This window comes from Brachyspira suanatina, from assembly GCF_001049755.1.
Taxonomy (GTDB): domain Bacteria; phylum Spirochaetota; class Brachyspiria; order Brachyspirales; family Brachyspiraceae; genus Brachyspira; species Brachyspira suanatina.
On sequence record NZ_CVLB01000001.1, the window covers coordinates 2,086,344 to 2,108,095 of the forward strand.

The 21,752-nt window shown below is 26.7% G+C and carries 19 protein-coding genes and 1 pseudogene; 12 read left to right on the forward strand and 8 right to left on the reverse strand.

From position 1 onward, the window contains the following. Window positions 1-52: 52 nt before the first annotated feature. Together BRSU_RS08960 and BRSU_RS08965 are read left to right on the forward strand one after the other, a co-directional pair. Window positions 53-1,015, forward strand: coding sequence for a ParB/RepB/Spo0J family partition protein (locus tag BRSU_RS08960; protein ID WP_048594992.1), 963 nt, complete (start codon window positions 53-55; stop codon window positions 1,013-1,015). Window positions 1,016-1,023: 8 nt separating this feature from the next. Then, window positions 1,024-2,214, forward strand: coding sequence for a DUF4384 domain-containing protein (locus BRSU_RS08965; RefSeq protein ID WP_048594993.1), 1,191 nt, complete (start codon window positions 1,024-1,026; stop codon window positions 2,212-2,214). 56 nt (window positions 2,215-2,270) lie between these two features. Here the strand turns inward: BRSU_RS08965 and BRSU_RS08970 are convergent, their stop codons facing one another. The 5 genes from BRSU_RS08970 to BRSU_RS08990 all read right to left on the reverse strand — a co-directional run bounded on the left by BRSU_RS08970 (window position 2,271) and on the right by BRSU_RS08990 (window position 7,467). Continuing rightward, entirely contained in the window at window positions 2,271-2,960 is a 690-nt protein-coding gene (locus BRSU_RS08970) for a hypothetical protein (RefSeq protein ID WP_048594994.1), read from the reverse strand. 429 nt (window positions 2,961-3,389) lie between these two features. Then, on the reverse strand, window positions 3,390-4,448 hold the full coding sequence (locus tag BRSU_RS08975) for a hypothetical protein (RefSeq protein WP_048594995.1): 1,059 nt from the start codon (window positions 4,446-4,448) through the stop codon (window positions 3,390-3,392). A gap of 14 nt (window positions 4,449-4,462) precedes the next feature. After that, complete coding sequence (locus BRSU_RS08980; RefSeq protein ID WP_048594996.1) at window positions 4,463-5,278, reverse strand: TIGR00282 family metallophosphoesterase; 816 nt, start codon at window positions 5,276-5,278, stop codon at window positions 4,463-4,465. A gap of 5 nt (window positions 5,279-5,283) precedes the next feature. Next, window positions 5,284-6,813, reverse strand: coding sequence for a ribonuclease Y (gene rny, locus BRSU_RS08985; RefSeq protein WP_048594997.1), 1,530 nt, complete (start codon window positions 6,811-6,813; stop codon window positions 5,284-5,286). Window positions 6,814-6,927: 114 nt separating this feature from the next. After that, window positions 6,928-7,467, reverse strand: coding sequence for a rubrerythrin family protein (locus BRSU_RS08990; RefSeq protein WP_014488538.1), 540 nt, complete (start codon window positions 7,465-7,467; stop codon window positions 6,928-6,930). Between the two features lie 308 nt (window positions 7,468-7,775). Here BRSU_RS08990 and BRSU_RS08995 point away from each other — a divergent pair, with 308 nt between their 5' ends. From BRSU_RS08995 to BRSU_RS15085, 3 genes and pseudogenes are all read left to right on the forward strand, one after another. After that, window positions 7,776-8,396, forward strand: a complete 621-nt coding sequence (locus BRSU_RS08995) for a cytidylate kinase-like family protein (protein ID WP_048594998.1) — start codon at window positions 7,776-7,778, stop codon at window positions 8,394-8,396. An 84-nt stretch (window positions 8,397-8,480) separates the two neighbouring features. Beyond that, window positions 8,481-8,834: a DUF2262 domain-containing protein gene (locus BRSU_RS09000; RefSeq protein WP_245158071.1), complete on the forward strand. Its 354-nt coding sequence runs from the start codon at window positions 8,481-8,483 to the stop codon at window positions 8,832-8,834. Between the two features lie 565 nt (window positions 8,835-9,399). After that, window positions 9,400-9,549: pseudogene (locus BRSU_RS15085) on the forward strand (hypothetical protein); the annotation flags it as partial. Between the two features lie 444 nt (window positions 9,550-9,993). Here BRSU_RS15085 and BRSU_RS09005 read toward each other — a convergent pair. The 3 genes from BRSU_RS09005 to ychF all read right to left on the reverse strand — a co-directional run bounded on the left by BRSU_RS09005 (window position 9,994) and on the right by ychF (window position 13,858). Then, on the reverse strand, window positions 9,994-11,073 hold the full coding sequence (locus BRSU_RS09005; RefSeq protein WP_048594999.1) for a hypothetical protein: 1,080 nt from the start codon (window positions 11,071-11,073) through the stop codon (window positions 9,994-9,996). 373 nt (window positions 11,074-11,446) lie between these two features. Next, window positions 11,447-12,697 (reverse strand): chloride channel protein, encoded by a 1,251-nt coding sequence (locus tag BRSU_RS09010; RefSeq protein WP_048595000.1) that lies wholly within the window; start codon window positions 12,695-12,697, stop codon window positions 11,447-11,449. A gap of 60 nt (window positions 12,698-12,757) precedes the next feature. Further along, on the reverse strand, window positions 12,758-13,858 hold the full coding sequence (gene ychF / locus BRSU_RS09015; protein ID WP_048595001.1) for a redox-regulated ATPase YchF: 1,101 nt from the start codon (window positions 13,856-13,858) through the stop codon (window positions 12,758-12,760). 237 nt (window positions 13,859-14,095) lie between these two features. On the opposite strand from ychF, the gene BRSU_RS09020 reads away from it, so the two are divergent. The 7 genes from BRSU_RS09020 to BRSU_RS09050 all read left to right on the forward strand — a co-directional run bounded on the left by BRSU_RS09020 (window position 14,096) and on the right by BRSU_RS09050 (window position 21,564). Next, a complete protein-coding gene (locus tag BRSU_RS09020; protein ID WP_048595002.1) occupies window positions 14,096-15,079 on the forward strand; it encodes an aromatic ring-hydroxylating oxygenase subunit alpha in 984 nt (327 codons plus the stop codon). Between the two features lie 56 nt (window positions 15,080-15,135). Beyond that, window positions 15,136-15,513 (forward strand): STAS domain-containing protein, encoded by a 378-nt coding sequence (locus tag BRSU_RS09025; RefSeq protein WP_048595003.1) that lies wholly within the window; start codon window positions 15,136-15,138, stop codon window positions 15,511-15,513. 50 nt (window positions 15,514-15,563) lie between these two features. After that, window positions 15,564-16,568: a hypothetical protein gene (locus tag BRSU_RS09030; protein ID WP_048595004.1), complete on the forward strand. Its 1,005-nt coding sequence runs from the start codon at window positions 15,564-15,566 to the stop codon at window positions 16,566-16,568. A gap of 23 nt (window positions 16,569-16,591) precedes the next feature. Further along, on the forward strand, window positions 16,592-17,527 hold the full coding sequence (locus tag BRSU_RS09035; RefSeq protein ID WP_048595005.1) for a bifunctional riboflavin kinase/FAD synthetase: 936 nt from the start codon (window positions 16,592-16,594) through the stop codon (window positions 17,525-17,527). Next, window positions 17,494-17,763, forward strand: coding sequence for a 30S ribosomal protein S15 (gene rpsO / locus BRSU_RS09040; RefSeq protein ID WP_008726355.1), 270 nt, complete (start codon window positions 17,494-17,496; stop codon window positions 17,761-17,763). The genes BRSU_RS09035 and rpsO overlap by 34 nt, the downstream gene beginning before the upstream one ends. Before the next feature lie 69 nt (window positions 17,764-17,832). Continuing rightward, window positions 17,833-19,971 (forward strand): polyribonucleotide nucleotidyltransferase, encoded by a 2,139-nt coding sequence (gene pnp, locus BRSU_RS09045; protein WP_048595006.1) that lies wholly within the window; start codon window positions 17,833-17,835, stop codon window positions 19,969-19,971. Window positions 19,972-20,157: 186 nt separating this feature from the next. After that, complete coding sequence (locus BRSU_RS09050) at window positions 20,158-21,564, forward strand: ankyrin repeat domain-containing protein (RefSeq protein WP_209435140.1); 1,407 nt, start codon at window positions 20,158-20,160, stop codon at window positions 21,562-21,564. Window positions 21,565-21,752: the final 188 nt, after the last annotated feature.

Here is a 21,752-nt window from a genome sequence, read left to right on the forward strand (position 1 = left end):
TTGTTAATAAATAATATAATTATGTTAATTAAATAAAATTAAGAGGATATATATGAGTAGAAAAGGCGGACTTGGCGGTCAGGGTTTAAGTGCATTAATAAAATCTACTGACAATGAAATAAGAACAGCAGCCGAAGAGGCAGAAAGAAGAGGAGTATTAGAAATAGATGTTTCTCTTATAGATGTTAATCCGGATCAGCCTAGAAAAGTATTCAATGAAGAGGAAATACAGGGTCTTGCCGAATCTATAAAAGAAAATGGGCTTATAAACCCTATAACTTTAAGAGAAAAAGACGGAAAATATCAAATAATATCCGGAGAAAGAAGATTCAGAGCATTTAAATTCTTAAATAGAGATAAAGTTCCGGCATTAGTATTAGAAAATATAGCTGATTCTAAAATGCTTGAACTTACATTGGTAGAAAATATACAAAGAGCCGACTTAAATGCCATAGAAGTTGCCAGAAGCTATAAAAAATTAATATATGATCTAAACATAAAACATGAAGAATTAGCTAATAGGGTTGGAAAAAGCAGAAGTACAATATCAAATTCCATGCGCATATTAGATTTAAGCGAAAATATACAAAATTTAATATTAGAATCTAAATTAACAGAAGGACATGCCAGAACTATATTATCATTAGATGATGAGAATGAAAGAGAAGAATTTGCTAAAGAAATAATAGAAAAAGGATATTCTGTAAGAGAATGCGAGAGAATAGTAAAAGAAAGAAAAAATAATACAGTAAATGACTCTAATATAAATAATGAAGAAAATAAAGAAAATCAAAATGAAGTAAAAAAAGAAAATAAAAAAGATCCTAATATAAAAAAATTAGAAAATGATTTAGAAAAAATATTCTCTACAAAAGTAAATGTTATAGATAAAAATGGAAAAGAAGGTAAAATAGTAATAGAATATTACAGTTCCGATGATTTATCAAGAATAATGGATATGCTTGAAAAAGTATATGAAAGAGAAACAGGAATAAAACCTACTCTTGAATATTAGGAGCAATTTTGAAAACTGCATTAAAATACATTTTAATTATTACTATAATATCATTAAATCTTTATTCAAGAGAAACCCTGCTTATAGCTACTGTAGATTTGGATCATAGTTTAAGAGCTAATGAACCTTTAAGAAAAGAACTAGTGAAAACAATAAATAGATTTGCTTATATAAAACAAAAAACTTCTATTTCTGTAGACAGAGAAAAGAAAAAATTATTTTCAACAAATGAACTTACTTTAGAAGAAGGATTGACTGTTGCATCAAATCTGAAAGTACAGGCAGTTATTATAATGGACAGCGAAAAAGTATTAAAAGCAACAAATACAAATAATAACAATATTACTATTAATTCAAATGATATAAATACAATACTAAGCAATTATAATATTACAAATACAATGCTTAGCAATGATATAATACTTACAAATGAGATAAAAGATTTAGGTGATTTAATAGAATATGGAATAGGAGAAAAAAAAGAAGGTATTGATAAAGACGGAGAAGAAAAAAGCGATGAAGAACTTTATGAAATGAGATATAATTTCAAAGTTATGGATATGGCTACAGGAGATATACTTAAAGAATATGAATTAAAAAATCAGTCTGAAAGTATAGCAATTATAAATGAAATATGCACATATTTGGAATTTCATCTATCAAACTTATTATTTAAATCTATGGAATCTCCTATAAATGGTATATATTTAAATTTCAGAATAGAAAGAATTACATTAGAAAATAAAACAAATATAATAAATAATGCAGGTGAAATAATAGAAGGTGAATCATTTACATTAAATTTCAGACCAAATACTGAAGGTTATTTGTATATTTTTGCATTTCAAAATGACGGAAATGTTATTTTAATGTATCCAAATGATTTTAATAATTTTATAAATAATAAATATGAAAATAAAATAGAAGCCAGAAGAAATTATATTGTTCCTCCTGCAAATTCTAAATTCAGTATCAAAATAAGACCTCCTTTTGGAGAAGATGCTTTTTACTGTTTATACACAAAAAAAGAGCAGAAATGGATTACAGGAGAATATTTTACAGGAGATGGCTTCCAAATGTGTCCAAAAAACAAAATAGCTCAATTTACGGATAAATTAAAATACAAATTAAAATTCATTAGTTCTAATGATTGGCAAATATCAAAGGTATATTTAAAATCTGTTTCAGAAACAGAATAAGCTATCACATTAAATGTAATAGCTTATTTACGTTAATAAAACTTTTTTATATATAATTATTTATAAATATATTTGCTGTTATAAAGAGGCTGATATCTGTTTTCTTTATCCAAAAATGAATTAAGATAAAAATCATATAAAACGATAGTACCATCTTCTTGAACATGTCCTACAGGATCATATTTATAAAAAGGTAAAATAGAACCTTTATAATTAACTGTATCTGAAGGCCCCCATCTTTTAGGTACATCAACACCGAATACTTTTTCCTCTTCTACAGGTACTCCATATATATATACATATTTTGTATAAATATCTATAGCTACTAAAGTATTATCCAGATATATTATTCCGCCACCTTTTCCTGTAAATCTATAGAAATAAAAACGTTTCATCATATTAGCATTATCTATATTTCTTTTTTCTGTATATAAAGGATTATATCCTCTGTATTGATAATATGTCATAGATGATATAAAAAACATACCTGCTTTTGAATTTTTTCCTTTATACATATACTCTTTTGTATCTTCATTATTAATTTGCCAATACTGATTTTCAGTCTTTTCTATAAACTGTAATGTTGGTACATTATCACCATTAAAAGTAGCAACTAAAAGCCAGTCTTTAAATTTAGAAGAATTAAAGTTTGGATTATATGATAAATCTCTTTCTATAGCTTCTTTAGAAAAGAGAAATAAACTATTTATAAATATTAAAAATAAACAAAAAAATAATTTTTTCATAAAATCATCTCAAAATTATAATAAGAATTTCTTTTTATTAAATTTATAATACACTAAAAAATATATAAGTAAATGTCAAAAAGATAGCATATAATACAAATTTATAGAAAATTAAAGAAAAAATATATTTTAGTTATAACTATAAGACATTTTTTACAAAAATACTACATTTTATATTTATTGTTGCTAAATTAGCGGACATTTTTTGTTTTATGTCTTATAAAATATTATATAGAAAATTTATTATTATACCCTATTAAATACACTTAAGTTTCTCCTAGTAAAAAGATTTAACTAGTTTTTTAACGGATTATGAGGAAATTAAATATTGACTATGTTATTAACTTTTAAATAGCTAAACTAGCAGCTAATAACTTTAATTACCAGATAATATTTTAACGAGTTTATTCTTAACAATAAGAAAAATTATTATTTATTATTGTCATCAGGATTGATTTCTATATATTTTACATCATCTTTTGTATTATCTTCAGGTTTTATTTCTATGACATTAAAATTATCTCTATTATTATTTGTAGTTTCTACATCATTTTTTTCTACCACATCAACTTCTATAATATCAGATTTTTTATTTATATTTCTTAATTTTCCATAAATAATTACAAAAATCACATAATAAATAATGGACATTAGCACAGCAGATAAACTGTATGGAATTAATGACATATTATTATTATATACTGTATTAAACAAGTAATTATATCCATAAGGGAAAAGTATATATAATAATAATATTAATGGAATTGTAAGCAAAAGCCATAATTTGTTTTTATAAACTTTATCTGCAAATGAATATGATATAATAATAGTTAATATAGATATTGTAGATAAATATGAAACAGTACCTCTATCTAATTTGGCATTATTATAATCTAATTCCAAGAAATTCATTATAATAATTCCGCATATAGAAGTCAAAAATATACCTATCATTGTATATATTATAGCAAATAACAATTTAAGTAAAAATACTCTGCTTGAAAATTCTTTTTCGCTATGAGGAAGCATTTCTACAACCCATAATATTATAGAAAAAGAAAATGTTTGAACAAGAAGCTCTGGTAAATTAGATAAATGAAATTCAATAGGCAGCTGTGTATATATTAGCCCTTCTATAGAACTAGGTGCTGATGAAGGGGCTGCAATAATACCTATACATGCAAATATAAGCCATAGTACAAACCAGCCGAATTTGGTAGCTATAACTTTTCTAAGAGGAAATAATGCAATAGCTATAAATATTGCCCTTATAGGCTGTAAAAAAGGTCCTATAACAGTAAGAGGAGATTCAAATCCTCTCATAAAATTAGAAACTATATCATTATTATATACTGAACTATAATCGAACATATTAGAAAATAAGATACCAAAAACTATATAAGTTAAAGTGTGAATAACAGCAACTTTTATATAAAAAATAAAAAAATGTCTTATAAAAATTTTTGGACTATTCTCATTTTCTTCCATAAAGATCTCTCTAATTATTTTTCTTGTCTTTCAACAATATCATTATGATAAACTAAATTAATTCTTTTAATGGAAACAGCCTTGCCAGTTACAGTGTCAATTTGAACTACAATACCATTAATCATAGGACTGGTAGTTTCTACTTCAAATCTATGAGGCATTTTAGTAACAAATCTAGCAATAGCAGGCTCTTTTTTCATTCCTATAACAGAATTATAACTTCCGCACATTCCCAAATCTGATATATAAGCTGTATACGATGATAATATCTTTTCATCAGCGGTTTGAACATGTGTATGAGTACCAAATATACATGATACCTGCCCTTCAAGATAATAAGAAAAAGCTATTTTTTCTGCTGTGGCTTCTGCATGAAAATCTATAAATATAATATTGGTTTTTTCTTTTATATGCTTAATTGCAAGATTAGCCTTTTTGAAAGGACAATCTAATGTATCCATAAAAGTCCTTCCCATAAGATTAATTACGCCAATCTTACAATCCAACATATCATATATATAATAGCCAAGTCCAGGAGCATCACTAGGATAATTATACGGACGAAGCAGACGATGTTCATTTCCTATTAAAGCAAAAACATCTCTATTATTCCAGATATGATTACCAGAAGTAAGTACATCTATACCTGAATTAAATAGTTCAGCCGCTGTATCTCTAGTGATCCCTATTCCATTGGCAGCATTTTCACCATTTGCTATTATAAAGTCTATATTATTCTCTAATTTTATTTCTTCTAAATGCCTTCTTATAGCATAACGTCCTGTAACGCCTATAATATCGCCAAGACATAGTATATTCTTCACAGACATTTTATTTACCTTGCAACTTCAACTGCTCTAGTTTCTCTAATAACAGTAACTCTAATTATACCTGGGTATTTCAATTCATCTTCTATTCTCTTAGCAATGTCTCTTGCTATTTGCTTAGCCTGAATATCATCTACAATATCACTTTTAGCCATAACTCTAAGTTCACGGCCGGCCTGTATAGCAAATGATTTTTCAACACCCTCTATACTATCAGCAATCTTTTCTAAATTATCTAAACGTTTTATATAACTTTCAAAAGATTCTCTTCTTGCTCCAGGTCTTGCCGCACTAATAGCATCGGCAGCCTTTACTATTACAGCTTCAACTGTTTGAGTATCAACATCATTATGATGTGCTCTTATAGCATTAACTACTTCTTCTTTTTCTCCGCATCTTTTAGCTAAATCGGCACCGCTCATAGCATGAGAACCTTCGCCTTCTGTTTCTATAGCTTTACCAATATCATGCAAAAAAGCACTTCTCTTAGCCATTTCTACATTAGCCCCTATTTCAGCAGCTATCATAGCGGCAATATTAGCAACCTCTTTGCTATGGAAAAGCATATTTTGTCCATAACTTGTTCTGTACTGAAGTCTTCCCATATGCCTGATTAATTCATGATGCATAGTAGTAAGATTCAAATCTACAATAGCATTTTCACCAGCTTCCATTATAGAATCTTCAACTTCTCTTTTAGTTCTCTCAACAACTTCTTCTATTCTAGCAGGGTGAATTCTTCCATCTAAGATAAGCTTTTCTAATGAAACTTTAGCTATATGTTTTCTAACAGGATCAAAACAGGATATTACAACAGCTTCAGGAGTATCATCTATAATAATATCAACACCAGTAAGCGTCTCAAGCATTCTGATATTTCTACCCTCTCTTCCTATGATTCTTCCTTTCATTTCCTCACTAGGTAAAGATACAGATGTTACAGAAGTTTCCTGAGCCACTTCACTAGAAAGTCTTTGTATAGTTTGTACTATTATTTCCCTAGCCTTTTTCTCTCCTGTTTCTATAGCATTTTTTTCTATATTATCAACTATTTTAGTAGCAGATTTTTTAGCATCTTCTTCTATACTCCTAATCAAATCTGCCTTAGCTTCTTCTCTAGTAAGTCCTGCTATTCTCTCAAGTTCTTTTTCAGCTTCTTGTATAACAGAAGTTAATTTATCCTCCTGTTCTTTTATTTTTTTCATTTTATTCTCAATATTATGCTCTTTATTTTCCAAATATTGAGACTTTTTATCAATATTAGCCTCTCGTTGTAGCACTCTATTTTCTAATTTCTGAATTTCAGCTTTTCTATCTCTATTTTCGCTTTCTAATCTATTACGTTCTTTCTGTATTTCAGAATTAGCTTCAGAAAGTATAGTCTTTCTCTCATTTTCTGCTTGCTCTCTTGCACTTTGGAGCAGTTTATGTGTTATTATTTCCGTAGAATTAAGCTTGATTTTAGCTATAATAAAACGGGTTGTATATCCAAAAACAAACGCAACTACAACAGAGGTGATAATTATTACTGGATTCATATTTCACCTCTTTATTTATATTTTAAATTATTTTTTACAATATAATACTATTTAACATAAATTTATTATAAAGTCAATAATATATTTATTATAAAAATAACAAAAATGTTGCTATTAATATTTTTGGAACATTTTTCCTGAACCGCCGCAAGTTTCACAAGTTTCAGGTGCTTTATCTCTATAAATATTACCGCAGCTAGGGCAAAGATAGAAAGTAACATCTCCGTCTTTATTTAAGAAATTATCTATAATATCTTGGAAAAGTTTAGCATGTTCTGTTTCAACTTTACCTAAAGAATTTACTGTATCGCTAGCTAATTTATTTTTCTGCTCTATTGCAACCTGTGCTAACTGAGGATAAAGTATAGTAGATTCATAAACCTCACCTTTTATACCTGCCTCTAAATTTTCTTTATCGCTTAAAGGTTCTACAGGATTAAGCTGAGGAACGAATTTACTCATATCTAATCCGCTTCTTAGAGCTAATTTTCTCATTTTTTCGGCATGAATTTTCTCTGCCAATGATGTTGTTGAAAAAACTTTTTGAATAGCTTTATTGCTAGATGCTTTACCAAATGAACTATATCTATTTGCAGCGTTTGATTCGCCTTGAAATATTTGATATAAAACTTCTTCTAATGTTTTAGCAGCCATATTTATTTCCTCCAAATTATATATTTATCTTAAAAAGAATAATTGTTTTTATTATAATATTCCTGTGTACATGATATCAATTAGTAAAAAAAAATCAAACCATTTTTTTAAAAATAGGAAAAAAATTACAACCCATCGATATAGATTTAAATTTTTTTTATATTATAATAAAAAACTATTATTTTTTATTATTGCTAATAAAAATTGTTCGCTCAAAAGCTCTGTCAACTAAACTTGCCAGAGGCTCACAATTTTTATAATTAGCCTTACAATATTTAAAAATTATTATTTTAAAAGACGGCGAGAATATGAATAACATTATTATAACTATAAGCAGACAATATGGAAGCGGTGGAAGAAATATAGGAAAATTAATAGCAAACAAATTAAATATCAACTTTTATGATAAAGAATTTGTAGAAATAGTAGCAAAAAGAACCGGTATTAATAAACAGTATTTAGAAAATATGGAAGAAAAATTCACTAATGACAATCTTTTTTTTAGTGCATTTCATAAAGAACATTTTTCAAGCCCTTTCTCAGGACAAATAAAATACTCCACTTTAGATAAAATGTTTGAAATTCAAAGTGAAGTTATAAAAGATATAGCAAACAAAGGAAGCTGTGTAATAATAGGAAGATGTGCTAATTTTATTCTTAAAAAGACAGAACATAAATGCTTTAATGTATTTGTACATGCCCCAGATAAAAACAGAATAGAAAGAATTACAAAAGAATATGGTGTAAAAATAGAGGATGCAGAAACCCAGTTAATAAATACTGATAAATACAGATCGAATTACTACAAATACTACACAGGCATGGAATGGGGAAACATGATCAATTATAATCTTACTATAGATAGCGGATCTTTTAATGATGAAAATATATGCAATATTATTATAGAAGCTGCTAAAAAAAGAATATAAAAAAGAACATAAACACTTGAAAATTGATAATATATTACTATATTTAAAAATAAAGATTTATCAAATGGTATATAAGAGGATATTATGAAGGATAAGATTATAAAAGATTTTTATGAAAATGATTACTTTTCTTATGAATCTGATTGCGATTTATGGAATGACGAAAAAATATCATTATTAATAGATTTCGGTGAAGTGTCAAACAAATCTGAAATGCTTATGAAATATATAGATAAAATTAATGAAATATTAAAATGGATTGATGAACATAAAAAAAATGTTACTGACTTTCTTATAGAAAAACAATGTTTAGAATTGGCAGAAGAATGGGTAAGTACTTGCGAAGCAATAGATGAAAATACATACAAAAATCAATCCGGAGAATTAATCACTATTCCTATAAAAGAAGATGATTTTTTTAATGCTATATATATATAGATACAATATTAATAGATTTTGATGAAGACGAAGCAAGACCGGATACCACATTGCATATACTTTTTGAACCAGATTATTTTAAACATCATTCATTAATAGTTTATATAGATGGGGATAAAAATATAGAATACGGAGATATTGCTGGATAATACAACTTATACAAACAAAATAATCATAGATAAAATATATTTTTAAAATTTAATATAATAAACATAATTTATTATATTAAATTTTTATATTTAAATAATAAATCAAACAAAACTCATGTTTATAAACAATACATATATTTTGAACTAAGTTTCATATTTATAATTATATAATATAACTCCTTATAGCTTTTAAATATAAAAAATACTATGCTTATAGTAAAAGATATAAATCAATTGAATTTTATAAAAATGTTTTATATCTATATGTTATCATGGATTTTGGAACAAATAAAACATTAACTGGAAATTTAGTTTTATAAACAATAGAAACATATAAAGATTTTATTGATAAAAATAATATTTCTTTTGGAGGAAATAATTTTGAAATATACTTTGAATAATATGATTTTGATAATTTTATCGATAAACTAAAAAATTACAATATAGAATATGTACATTCTGTAAAAGAACATTCTTGGGGACAGAGAGTTATTCGGTTTTATGATCCAAATAAACATATTACTGAAGTTGGTGAAAATATGAAATCAGTATGCAAGCGTTTTTAGATAGCGGCATGAATATATAAGAAACTGCAAAACGTATGGACGTACCTATAGAATTTATTAATAACTGCATTAAATAAATTTATAACAATAAAATCAATATATTTTTTATTATTATATAGTTAGTATATACTGAAAATTTTTAAGTTTGACAACCGCGAGCTGCTACTGTAGGTATGCTTCGCAGCACCTTTCCCCACGGTATCCTTATTCTTAACGAATATCCCTCTATACGTGCGGCTGATTACTAATTATTGTACAAAAATTAATAATTTATCTTACCTGTAAAAACACAATTAGTATGATTTAACACTAATTTTATACTTACACTTTCGTTAAATGTATACGAGTTTATCGAGTATATAGGTTCTTTGACAAAGTCTGCAGAGCGTATTCGGTTGGAAAAATAACAACATAAAATTGACAAACTTAAAAATTTTATGTTTTTTAATATAGCTTCAATTTTTTTAGCTCTTTTTGATACTCTTCTGATATTTTATTTTTTAATTTTTCATCTCTTACAATATCGCAGCATAATAATACTTTTTTGTATAATTTCAAATAAAAAGAATGATGTTCTAACGTAAAAGGCTCACTAATGAAAGCCCATATTTCTTTTGCTAATTTCTCATTATTTATATTAAGCATTATATCAGCCGCTCTTTCTATTATATATCTGCCTAAATTAATATTATAAAATTTATCATCTTGAATATTTTTTATATTATTCATATATTTTGATATTAATTGCCAAGCATAATCATATTTTTTATTTTCAATTAAAGATTTAAGATAATTATTTAAAGCAGAAACTATATCCCAATTACTCTCATTTTCTTTAACAGCCATTTCAAAAAGTTTTTTAGTAGTTTCCAGTAAAGATTCTTTATCTTCTATAAGTGACTCATAATATTTTAATTTATCTAAATTCTTTTTATCCCATTCTTTTACTGTATCTTTCCATATATCAATAAGTTTTGAACATAATTGTAAATCATCAATATCTATAGAATAAGATATTACTGCATCTATACTTAATTCATCTAATCTTTCATTATAATAATCATAATCATCAATACCATAACCGCAATTACAGTCAAAGTTTGCATTTTTTGCTTTATCAAATAAATCTTTATATTTAGAAAGTAATTTATTTATATCATCATTATAAAGTTTAACAAATAAAAAACTCATAATTTCCAAAGAAGTACCTATTCCCTGATAAGAATTAGTTTGTCTGTCTTTTATCTCTTCTTCAAATAAAAAAACAAGAAAATCTTCAAATGATTTTTTATTCATTAATTCATTTCTATTTTTATGATAAAGTATAGATAAAACTAATTTTAATCTTTCAATATAATTTTTATCTTTTGTATACTCTGCCTCATTATCTTTTTTATATATAAATGCTTCAATATTTATTTGAAATTTTTCTTTATCATTACTTTCTAAACAATTAAATAATTCTTCAAGAGTCTTATAATATTCTTTTAAATAGTCATTAAATAATTCTTGATAAAGTTCCATAATATACCTAAACAAATATACTTTGTAAAAAAATAAAGTTATATTTTTGTTTTTTATATTGGGGCTTTGCCCTTACGAAGTACACAGAGTGCAGAACCCAACTTATTTTGCGAGCGAAGAAAGTGTCTGCAACTTAAAGGAGTACCTGACAAAGTCCACTGTAAGTGTAGGTATGGTATTGCCACAAAGGCTATATCCACAAGCTCAATTTAACAATTTATCATACATATAAAATATAATTAACATATTTGTATTATTTTTAGGCTTGCACTTTTTGCAACTTTGACGAAGTCCGCCTGTGGCGTGCAGCGGGAAAAGTTGAATAACAAAATTTACAAACTTAAAAATTTTCAGTACATATAAAAATTACTTATTAATCATTATGATCGTATATAGAAGTTACTCCCAATACTTTAGCAACCATATACGATATTATCGCCACTATAACTAGAGCCGAGAAATTAGAAATAGAGTTGGATATTTCAAGTATCAATATACATACCATTATAGGTGTTCTTGTAATTCCTGACATAAGAGAAGTTATTCCAAGAAGTATAAACAAATCTCCATATACTGCATAATCCGGAAAATATTTAACTAAGAATATATCATATAAAGAACCTATTGAAGCACCTAATATAAATGTAGGAAAGAATATTCCTCCAACTGCCCCAGAAGTAGCACATACAGAAGTATAAAATAATTTCATAAATATTAATATAAAAAGCATAGATACAGAAAACTTATCTTTTACTATACTTCCTATAAGCAAATCACCGCTTCCAAGTACATAAGGGAAAAACATTATCATTAAACCAGCAAGCAAGAATGCAGGCACAGGACGAATTATATCATTATTAATCTTTTGATACATCTTAGAAAAGAAATTCATAAGATAATTTAATATAGAAGCAAGTATGCCGCATATTATACCAAAAGGAAGTAAAGATATATAATGTCTTACTTCAAGTATCTTAGGAAGATTAAAATTAAGTATAAATCCCTGACCTACAATATGCTCTATTACAAGTATTGAAGCTATGGAAGAAAAAACTATACATACAAAAACTATATGATTTTTATGCTCTCCAAGCTCCTCAAAAGAAAAAGCAATGCCAGTAAAAGGAGCACTGAAAGTAGCCGTCATTCCGGCACAAGCACCGGAAACAAGTAAATATCTTCTATACTTAGCTAATTTAGAAAAGTATTTATGAAAAAATAATCCTACAAGCATACCCACATGCATTGAAGGGCCTGCTCTTCCTAAAGAAATACCGCTTGCAAATGAAATCATACTTCCGAAAAGTTTAAATAAAATTTCCAAAAATATATTTTTAGGTTCATGCAAAGATATATAATATTTTATCTGAGGAACTCCTGCCCCTCTTATTCGCGGATAATGTATAAGTATATAACCTATTAAACATCCCATACTTATAAGAAATATAAAAAGTAAAATAGGATAATACCATTTTTCAAATATAAAGTTTGATACATAAAAGACATTAACGCTTAATTTATATAATATAATCCTATATATAGAAACTATAAACCCAACTACTGCCCCTATACAAGCAGATAATGTAAAAAGCTTTATATATTTAATTTCAAAATTTATCTTCATAATTTAGTTTTCTAATCAATGTTTTTTTATTATTTTATGGGTTATTAATAAATATATAAATCATACATTAAATCTGAATGTTACAACATCGCCTTCCTGCATAAGATACTGTTTACCCTCAAGTCTTATAGCACCGGCCTCTTTAGCTTTAACAAAACTTCCAAGCTCTAAAAGTTTATCACAATTTATAACTTCAGCACTGATGAACCCTCTTTCAAAATCGCTATGTATAACTCCGGCAGCCTCTGGAGCATAAGCACCTTCTCTAACTGTCCAAGCCCTTGTTTCATCTTCTCCTGAAGTTAGGAATGTTAAAAGTTTTAATAATCTATGTCCTGCTTTTGTAAGTCTTGCCACTCCTGATTCTTTTACTCCCAAATCTTCTAAATAGCTTAATCTTTCTTCTTCATCTAAATCCTGCAAATCTGCTTCTATTTTGGCACTGAAAGGTATTAATTCAATGTTTCTTTCATTTGCATATTTTTGTAATGTTAAATAATTAGAATTTTTTTCTGGATTAGCAAGTTCATTTTCTGATAAATTAGCACCTATCATCATACTTTTTGCTGTTAATAAGAATAAAGGTCTTAATATTTCTTTTTCTGTATCTGTTAAATCAAGACTGAATACCGGCTTAAAATTATTCAATTCAGGAAGTATTTTTTCAAGTAATGCCACTTCTTCTTCAGCAGCTTTTACTTTAGCACCTTTTGCTGCTTTTTTCTGCTTTTCCATTCTTGCATTAATAGTTTCAATATCTGCAAGCATAAGCTCTGTTAAAATAATATCTAAATCCCTTAAAGGATCAACTTCTCCTATATGAGTGATATTTCCATCTTCAAATACTCTTACAACATGTAAAACTGCATTAACTTCTCTGATATGAGAAAGAAATTTATTACCTAATCCCTCACCTTTTGAAGCGCCTTTTACAAGTCCTGCAATATCTACAAATGTAGTTGTATTATAAACTTTCTTTTTTGATTTGAAAAGTGCTGCTAATTTATCAACTCTTTCATCTTTTATTATAGCAGTTGCTTCATTTTTATCTATAGTACAAAATGGGTAATTAGCCGCCTCTGCATGAGCATTAGTTAGAGCATTAAAAAGTGTAGATTTTCCAACATTTGGAAGTCCTACTATTCCTATAGATAAAGCCATATTTATTTCCTTAAATCTTATTTAACATTAAATTGAAAAAATGAATTATTTTCGGTAATATTATATATTAAAAAATATTAATAACAAGTATATTAAAGTGAATAATAAAAAATATTTGAATTTATATTGTCTTAACCTTATATGTACTTATACAACTTATAAAAAATCATCTTATAAAATGTTTATTTATTAAAATAACAATATATAATTAATGTATCAAAATTTGAGGATACAACTATGATATATAATATGTGGTATGCTGTACTAGATTCTAAAGAAGTGAAAAGAAATAAACCTCTTTTTGCTAAAAGATTAAACAAAAATCTTGTATTTTGGAGAGATTCAAGCAATAATATATGCTGTATAGATGATAAATGCTGTCATAGAGGGGCTTCATTATCTCATGGAAAAATTTGCGGTAATAATATAACATGCCCATTTCATGGGTTTCAATTTGATAAAACAGGAAAAACAGTAATGATTCCTGCTAATGGAAAGAATACTGAAGTTAATAAAAATTTCTTTGTTGAAGGTTATGAAGTTAGAGAATTATACGGATTTATATGGTTATGGTATGGAGATAAAGATAAGATCAATGATAAAATAATGTTTCCAGATGATTTGAAAGATAAAAAATTCTCCTACTCTACCATAAGAGATGAATGGCATAATCATTATACAAGATGTATAGAAAATCAGCTTGATGTAGTTCATATTGCTTTTGTTCATTATAATACTATAGGAAAAGGAAATAAAACCGTAGTTAATGGCCCTTTAGTAGAGTTAGATGAAGATAATAATATATTAAAATTCTATGTAAATAATGTAATTGACAGCGGACAAAAAGCATTAAGAGAATCTGAAATGAAAAAAGAAGATTTTAAATACTTTTTATATTTTTATTTTCCAAATACTTGGCAGAATTACATATTTGAAAAGATGCGTGTGTTTGGAGTATTCGCTCCTGTTGATGATGAAAATACAGTTATATATATGAGATTCTATCAGAAAATAGTAAATATTCCTTTTATAAAATCTATAGTAAACCTTATAGGAAAAAAATATTCGGATGTTGTATTAAAACAGGATAAGAATGTAGTAAAAACACAAAGCAGTAAAGAATCTTATTTAGGTATGAAAGAAGAAAAACTAATACCGGGCGACAAACCTATCATAATATATAGAAGCACTAGGGATAAATTAAAAAAATTAAATGATTGAAATAAAATTAAAAAAAATTCATTGACTAAAAATTAAAAATTTGTTAAAGTAACCTTATGATAGGTATTTCATTTGAAAGCAGCTATTATTTAAAAGATGATTCTGTTATCATTATATCTTTATACAATAATATATATGATGAACATCTTCCTCAAATAAAAGATTTATTCTCAGAATTTCTTATTAAAGATATAAACAATATTATATTAGATTTATCTGATTGTCTATTTATAGAAAAGGAAATATGGGAATATCTTATAGAATTAAAAAAAGAATTATCTCATAAAAAAGGAGATTTAGTTTTAGCAAATATGTATGGAGTTGTAAAAAATGATTATAATATTATGGAATTATCAAATTATTTAGAATCTTTTAATAATATAAATAATGCTTTTTATAATTTTGGCATATTAAACGATATTAAATCAGCTTAAATTTATTTTTATACTTGAATTTTTCTCTTTCTAGATATAATATATAAATTATGAGAACTATTAAAAATATTATTACTCTTACACTTTTCTTTATAGTGTTTTTTATAATATATTTTGGTATTTATTTATTCAAAGTTATGGATACAAATAATATTTATCAAAATATGAATATTGATTTAGTAAAAAATTTAATGGAACATTATTTTTTAGCAATTGTTATAGTTGCTGGTATTTCCTCTGTAGTAATAATAGGAGCTTTAAATAAATTTTCAGGAAGCTTATCTACTATTATAGTAATAGGCATTCTTGCTTTATTTATAACATTATATCCGGCTTATACAGTAGCATTCAATAAAAACATAGATTATCTTAGAAACGAACTCAATGATAAAACATCATTATTTATAGATGATACAGGAAGATATTTTACAAAAGTTGATAATTATTTAATAAAAGTAGGATATAAATTATTAGATAATACATATAAAAATGTAATATTAGTGGATCCTACAGTTATGGGAAAATTATATATAGGAGATTATATATATATTACAGATAAAGAAATATCTTTACATGAAGTAAAAGAAATTAATGGTACTTCAGTAGTAGAAAAAACATCAAGTATATTTAATAGAAATTCTATAAGTAATTATTTATCAAGTTTTACGGCAGATATAATCTTCGGATTTGAAGTATTCCCTATAATAGTGGCTTTATTAAAAATAGTAACTTTAACTGAAATGCCTATTTATGCTATAAGTCTATTATTTATTAATTTATGGCTTATGTTATTTTCATTTTATATGTTAGGGTTATCTCTAAATTCAAGGCAGTATATATATCATAATATACTTAATGCATTTTTATTATATGGTATAATAAAAATAATATTTGCTGTATCTATAGAACAATACAATTTATTGGAAGTAATAGTAAGAAATGTAAATTATTGGACTATGAATTTATATATGTTTATAGCATCATTAATCACTATAATAATTTCAATAGCCTTGAAAAAAATTCTGAACAACGATAAAAAAACAATTAATAATTAAAGAAACGGATAAAGAATACTAAAATGAATCGAATTATATATGATTTTTGTAAACTTCCTATAAAAAAAGATAGTATAGTAACTATAGGAAAATTTGATAGCGTACATAGAGGACATCAAAAACTAATTAAATACACTGTTGATTATGCTAATAAAAACAATCTTATATCAATAGCAATAGTTATCAAAAAGAAAAATGTATCAATATATAATACCGAAGATAATAACACTTTAATAAAGTCTATGGGTATTAATTACATAATTGTTATTGACTTTTTACCAGAATTTTATACAATGGAAGCTAAAGAGTTCTTTGATAAACTCATAGAATATTATCGCATGAAACATATTGCTGTAGGAACTGATTTTGCATTCGGTAAAGATAGAATGGGAGACAGTGAATTCTTAAATAAATATTCAAAAGAATGTGGTATTGGAGTAAGTTTTATAAATTTTTTAAATTATAAAAAAGATAAAATATCAAGCTCTAATATCAGAGAAGCCCTTTCAAACGGTGATGTTGTTAGTGTTAATAAAATGCTTGGAAGAGAATATTCTATGAGCGGATTAGTAGTTCATGGTAACGCTTTAGGAAGAAAAATAGGATACCCTACTGCTAATTTAGAAATACCTAAAAATATTTTTATACCTAAAATGGGTGTATATAGTTCCACAATAAAAATAGGTAATTCTGATACTATATATAAAGCTCTTACTTTTATAGGTATTAGCAATATCAATAAAGAACTAAGAGTAGAAAGCCATATATTAGATTTTTCTAAAATGATATACGGCAAAAAAATAACTGTTGTATTACTCAAATATATTAGAGATAATATAAAAGTTAATTCTATAGACGAAGTAAAAAAATTATTAGAAAATGATGAAAAAAAGATAAGAAAATATTTCAAAAGGAGAACAAAACAATGTCTATCACAGCAGACGAAAAAGCAAAAATAATAAAAGAATTTGGTAAAAATGAAAAGGATACAGGCTCTACAGAAGTACAAGTAGCACTTTTAACTAATCGTATAACTTATTTAAAAGGTCACTTTCAAACTCATACTAAAGATAATCATTCAAGAATGGGACTTCTTAAAATGGTTGCTAAAAGAAGAAAACTTCTTAACTATTTAAGAAAAACTGATATAGAAGCTTATAAAAATCTTATACAAAGATTAAAATTAAGAAAATAAATTTGCTCAATCAAATTTTATTATTTCAATACCCTCTCGGTGTTTTGTACCTAGTATAAGGAGTAAAATATGGTAACAGTTAAAAGTGTATTTTGTGGAGAGGAGTTAATTTTAGAAACCGGACTTTTAGCTAAACAGGCTCATGGTTCTGTAACTTTGAGACTTGGCAATACAACTATATTGGCAACTGTTGTAGCAGCTAAAGAGCCTAATTTAGAATCTGACTTTTTCCCTTTGACAGTAAATTATAATGAAAAATATTATGCAGGCGGTAAAATTCCTGGTGGTTTCTTCAAAAGAGAGGCAAAGCCTAGAGATAAAGAAATACTTATATCACGTATAATAGATAGACCTTTAAGACCTCTTTTCCCTGAAGGTTTCAGAAATGAAGTTCAAATAATACCTACAGTACTTTCTGTAGATACTGATATGCCTACAGATGCTTTAGCTTTAATAGCTTCATCTGCAGCACTTACAATCTCTTGGATACCTTTCGGAGGACCAGTGGCAGCTGTAAGAATAGGTTATAAAAACGGTGAATATATAATAAACCCTAAAAATAGCGAACTTGTTACTAGCGAATTAGATATTATTGTTGCTGGAAGTAAAGATGCTATTTTAATGATTGAAGGTGAAGCAAAAGAAGTTTCTGAAGAGGTATTCATCGGAGCTATAGAATTAGCACATAAAGAAATGCAAAAATATATTGATATTCAAAATGAAATGGCTAGTCTATGCGGAACTCAAAAAATAGAACAGGAATTGTTTGAATTTGATGCTGAATTAGTAAAAATGGTTACCGAATACGGCAGAGATAAAATAGAAACTGCTAATTACAATCCTGACAAAACCAAAAGAAATGAAAGTATGGATAATGCTTTTAACGAAATAGAAGAATATATCAAAACTAAAGTAGAAGACGAGAAGTTAATATCTCAAGTTAAAGGTATTTGCCATTCTATAGAAGAAGAAATAGTTAGAGAGGCTATAGTAGAAAAATGTATGCGTCCTGACGGAAGAGCATTAGATGAAATTCGTCCTATAACTACTATGACAAATCTTATTCCTAGAGTACATGGTTCTGCCCTTTTCACTAGAGGACAAACTCAATGTTTATCTATAGTTACATTAGGAAGTGAGAAAGATGCTCAATTAATGGACGATATATACGGCAAAGAAAATAAAACATTCATGCTTCACTATAATTTCCCTCCATTCTCTGTAGGAGAAGTTGGAAGATATGGTGCTCCTGGAAGAAGAGAAATAGGACATGGTAATTTAGCTGAAAGATCTTTCAATGCTGTACTTCCTCCAAAAGATAAATTCCCATACACTATAAGAGTAGTTGCTGAAATATTAGAAAGTAATGGTTCTTCATCAATGGCTACAATATGTGCCTCTACTATGTCATTACTTTCAGCAGGTGTTCCTCTTAATGCTAGCGTTGCAGGTATTGCTATGGGACTTGCTACATACAAAGACGGCTATAAAATACTTACAGATATACAAGGTGTAGAAGATCACTTAGGGGATATGGATTTCAAAGTGGCAGGAACTCGTAAAGGTATTACTGCTTTCCAATTGGATATTAAACTTACAGGAATCTCTGCTCAAATATTAAAAGAAGCATTAGAGCAGGCTAAAAAAGCAAGATATTTTATACTTGATAAAATAGATGCTACTATAGCTAATGCAGGAGAGATTTCTGATTTTGCTCCTAAATACAAAACTATGGATGTTAATCCTGAAAAAATAAGAGTATTAATAGGACCTGGCGGAAAAAATATAAAAGCTATAATAGAAGAAACTGGAAGCGATGTAGAAATACAAGATATCGGTGTAGTTAATATATTTGCTCCTGACACTCCTACTCTAGATAAAACTATAAAACTTATCAACTCTTATGTTAAAGACCCTGAAGTCGGTGAAGTTTATGACGGAATAGTTAAAGACATCAAAGATTTCGGTGCTTTCGTTGAGATACTTCCTGGAGTAGAAGGACTTTGTCATATATCTGAACTTGCTTATAAACATGTTATGAATGTTGAGGAAGTTCTAAAAATCGGCGATGAAGTGAAAGTAAAAATATTAGATGTTAAGGGCGGTAAATATTCTTTAAGCAGAAAAGCATTGCTTGAAAAACCTGCTGATTATGTTGAAGAAGAGTACACTAAAAAAGAAAAAAAACATGGTAAAAAAAGATTCTAATTAAAAATTCAAATAAATAATTTTTAATGATAAAAGGCTGTTATAAAAATATAATAGCCTTTTTTATTTAACAAAAATATTTTTAACTTTAATTCTAATGATCAATATAATTTAATGCTAATTAAAATATTTACTAAAAATATATTATATGATATTATTGAAACAATTAATATTAAGGATTCTGCCATGAAAAATAAAATCATTCTAATTCTGATGATAACTCTAACAATAGTAATAGCTTTATATGCAAGTGATGAAACTAATAATGATAAAATAAAAGAAACTATTCTTAACAATGAAGTAACAAATACAACACAAATAAAAAATAATGAAAGCAATAATGATAAAGTAAAAGATAGTACTATAAATAATACAGAAACAACAGATGATGTACAAATAGAAGATAATACATTAATAGAGCCTGACAAAGAAGCTGATGAATATACTGAAGATGAGGAAATAAAAGATAATAGCACTTTTAATGAAAGTAATAATGATAAATTAAAAAATACAGTAACTACAAATGAAATAATAATGCCTAGTGAAGAATTATTAAAACTATTAGAAAAAAATAAAAAGAAAACAGGAGTTGCGGAAATAATTGAATTAATAAATAAAGGCGGTATAAATGCTGCTTCAAAAGATCAACTTATTATAGGCGATGTTACACACTATACTAATTCTACCCCTTTAATAATAGCTTCATCATACGGGCATTATGATATAGCAAAAGCTTTGATTGATAATGGTGCTTTGGTTAATTTAAGAGCAGACGATGGATTTAATGCTTTAATGGAAGCTGTAAGAACTGATAATATAGAGATGGCAAAATTACTAATAAACAATAATTCTAATATAAATATAAAAAATAAAGATGGTGAAAATATGATTATGATTGCATGCGAAAACGGCAATGAAGAAATGTTTAATCTATTAGTAGAAAATAATGCAGATATAAATGAAAAATCATCTTGGGGAGCATCTGCACTTATTTATGCTTCTGAAAAAGGCAATATCAACATAATGAAATATTTAATAGATAATGGAATAGATGTTAATGGAAAAGCCGATTATAATGGGGATACTCCATTACTTTGGGCTGTTACAGGAGAGAATCCTTATGAAGCTTCAAAACTTTTAATAGAAAATGGTGCCAATGTAAATGCTACAAATGATGGCGGAGTTGCTCCTGCTACTATACTTTCAGCATCTGTTCCTGAAGTAGTTAAACTTTTAAAAGATAATGGTGCCGATTTAGATACAAAATTTTTAGATTATTATCCTCCTATGGCAATTGCTGCAGGTGAGGGTAATTTAGAAATAGTTAAGGCATTGGTTGAAAATGGGGCTGATGTGAACTATTATCCTAATGATATAAACTATACAGCGATATTTCATGCTATAGACAAACATAATTATGAAGTTGCTGAATATTTATTTAAAAATGGTGTTGATTTAAATATAAAAATGAAACCTGATAATGACTATGGCAGAAGTATAAAAGAAAGCTACAATGTTTTAGAATATGCTGAGGCTATTCAGGATAAAAAAATGATTGACATAGTAAGTAAATATTATAAAAATAAAAAATAATTATAATTTTAATGTATATTTAAAATTTTTAAGTTTGTCAATTTTTTTATTGTTCTTTTTCCCGCCGCACGCCACAGGCGGACTTCGTCAAGAACCAAAAAGTGCAAGTATAATATTAGTACTAAATCATACTAAAATCGTATTACATGTAAGATAATTTATTAAATTAAAGACCAAATGTAGCCTTT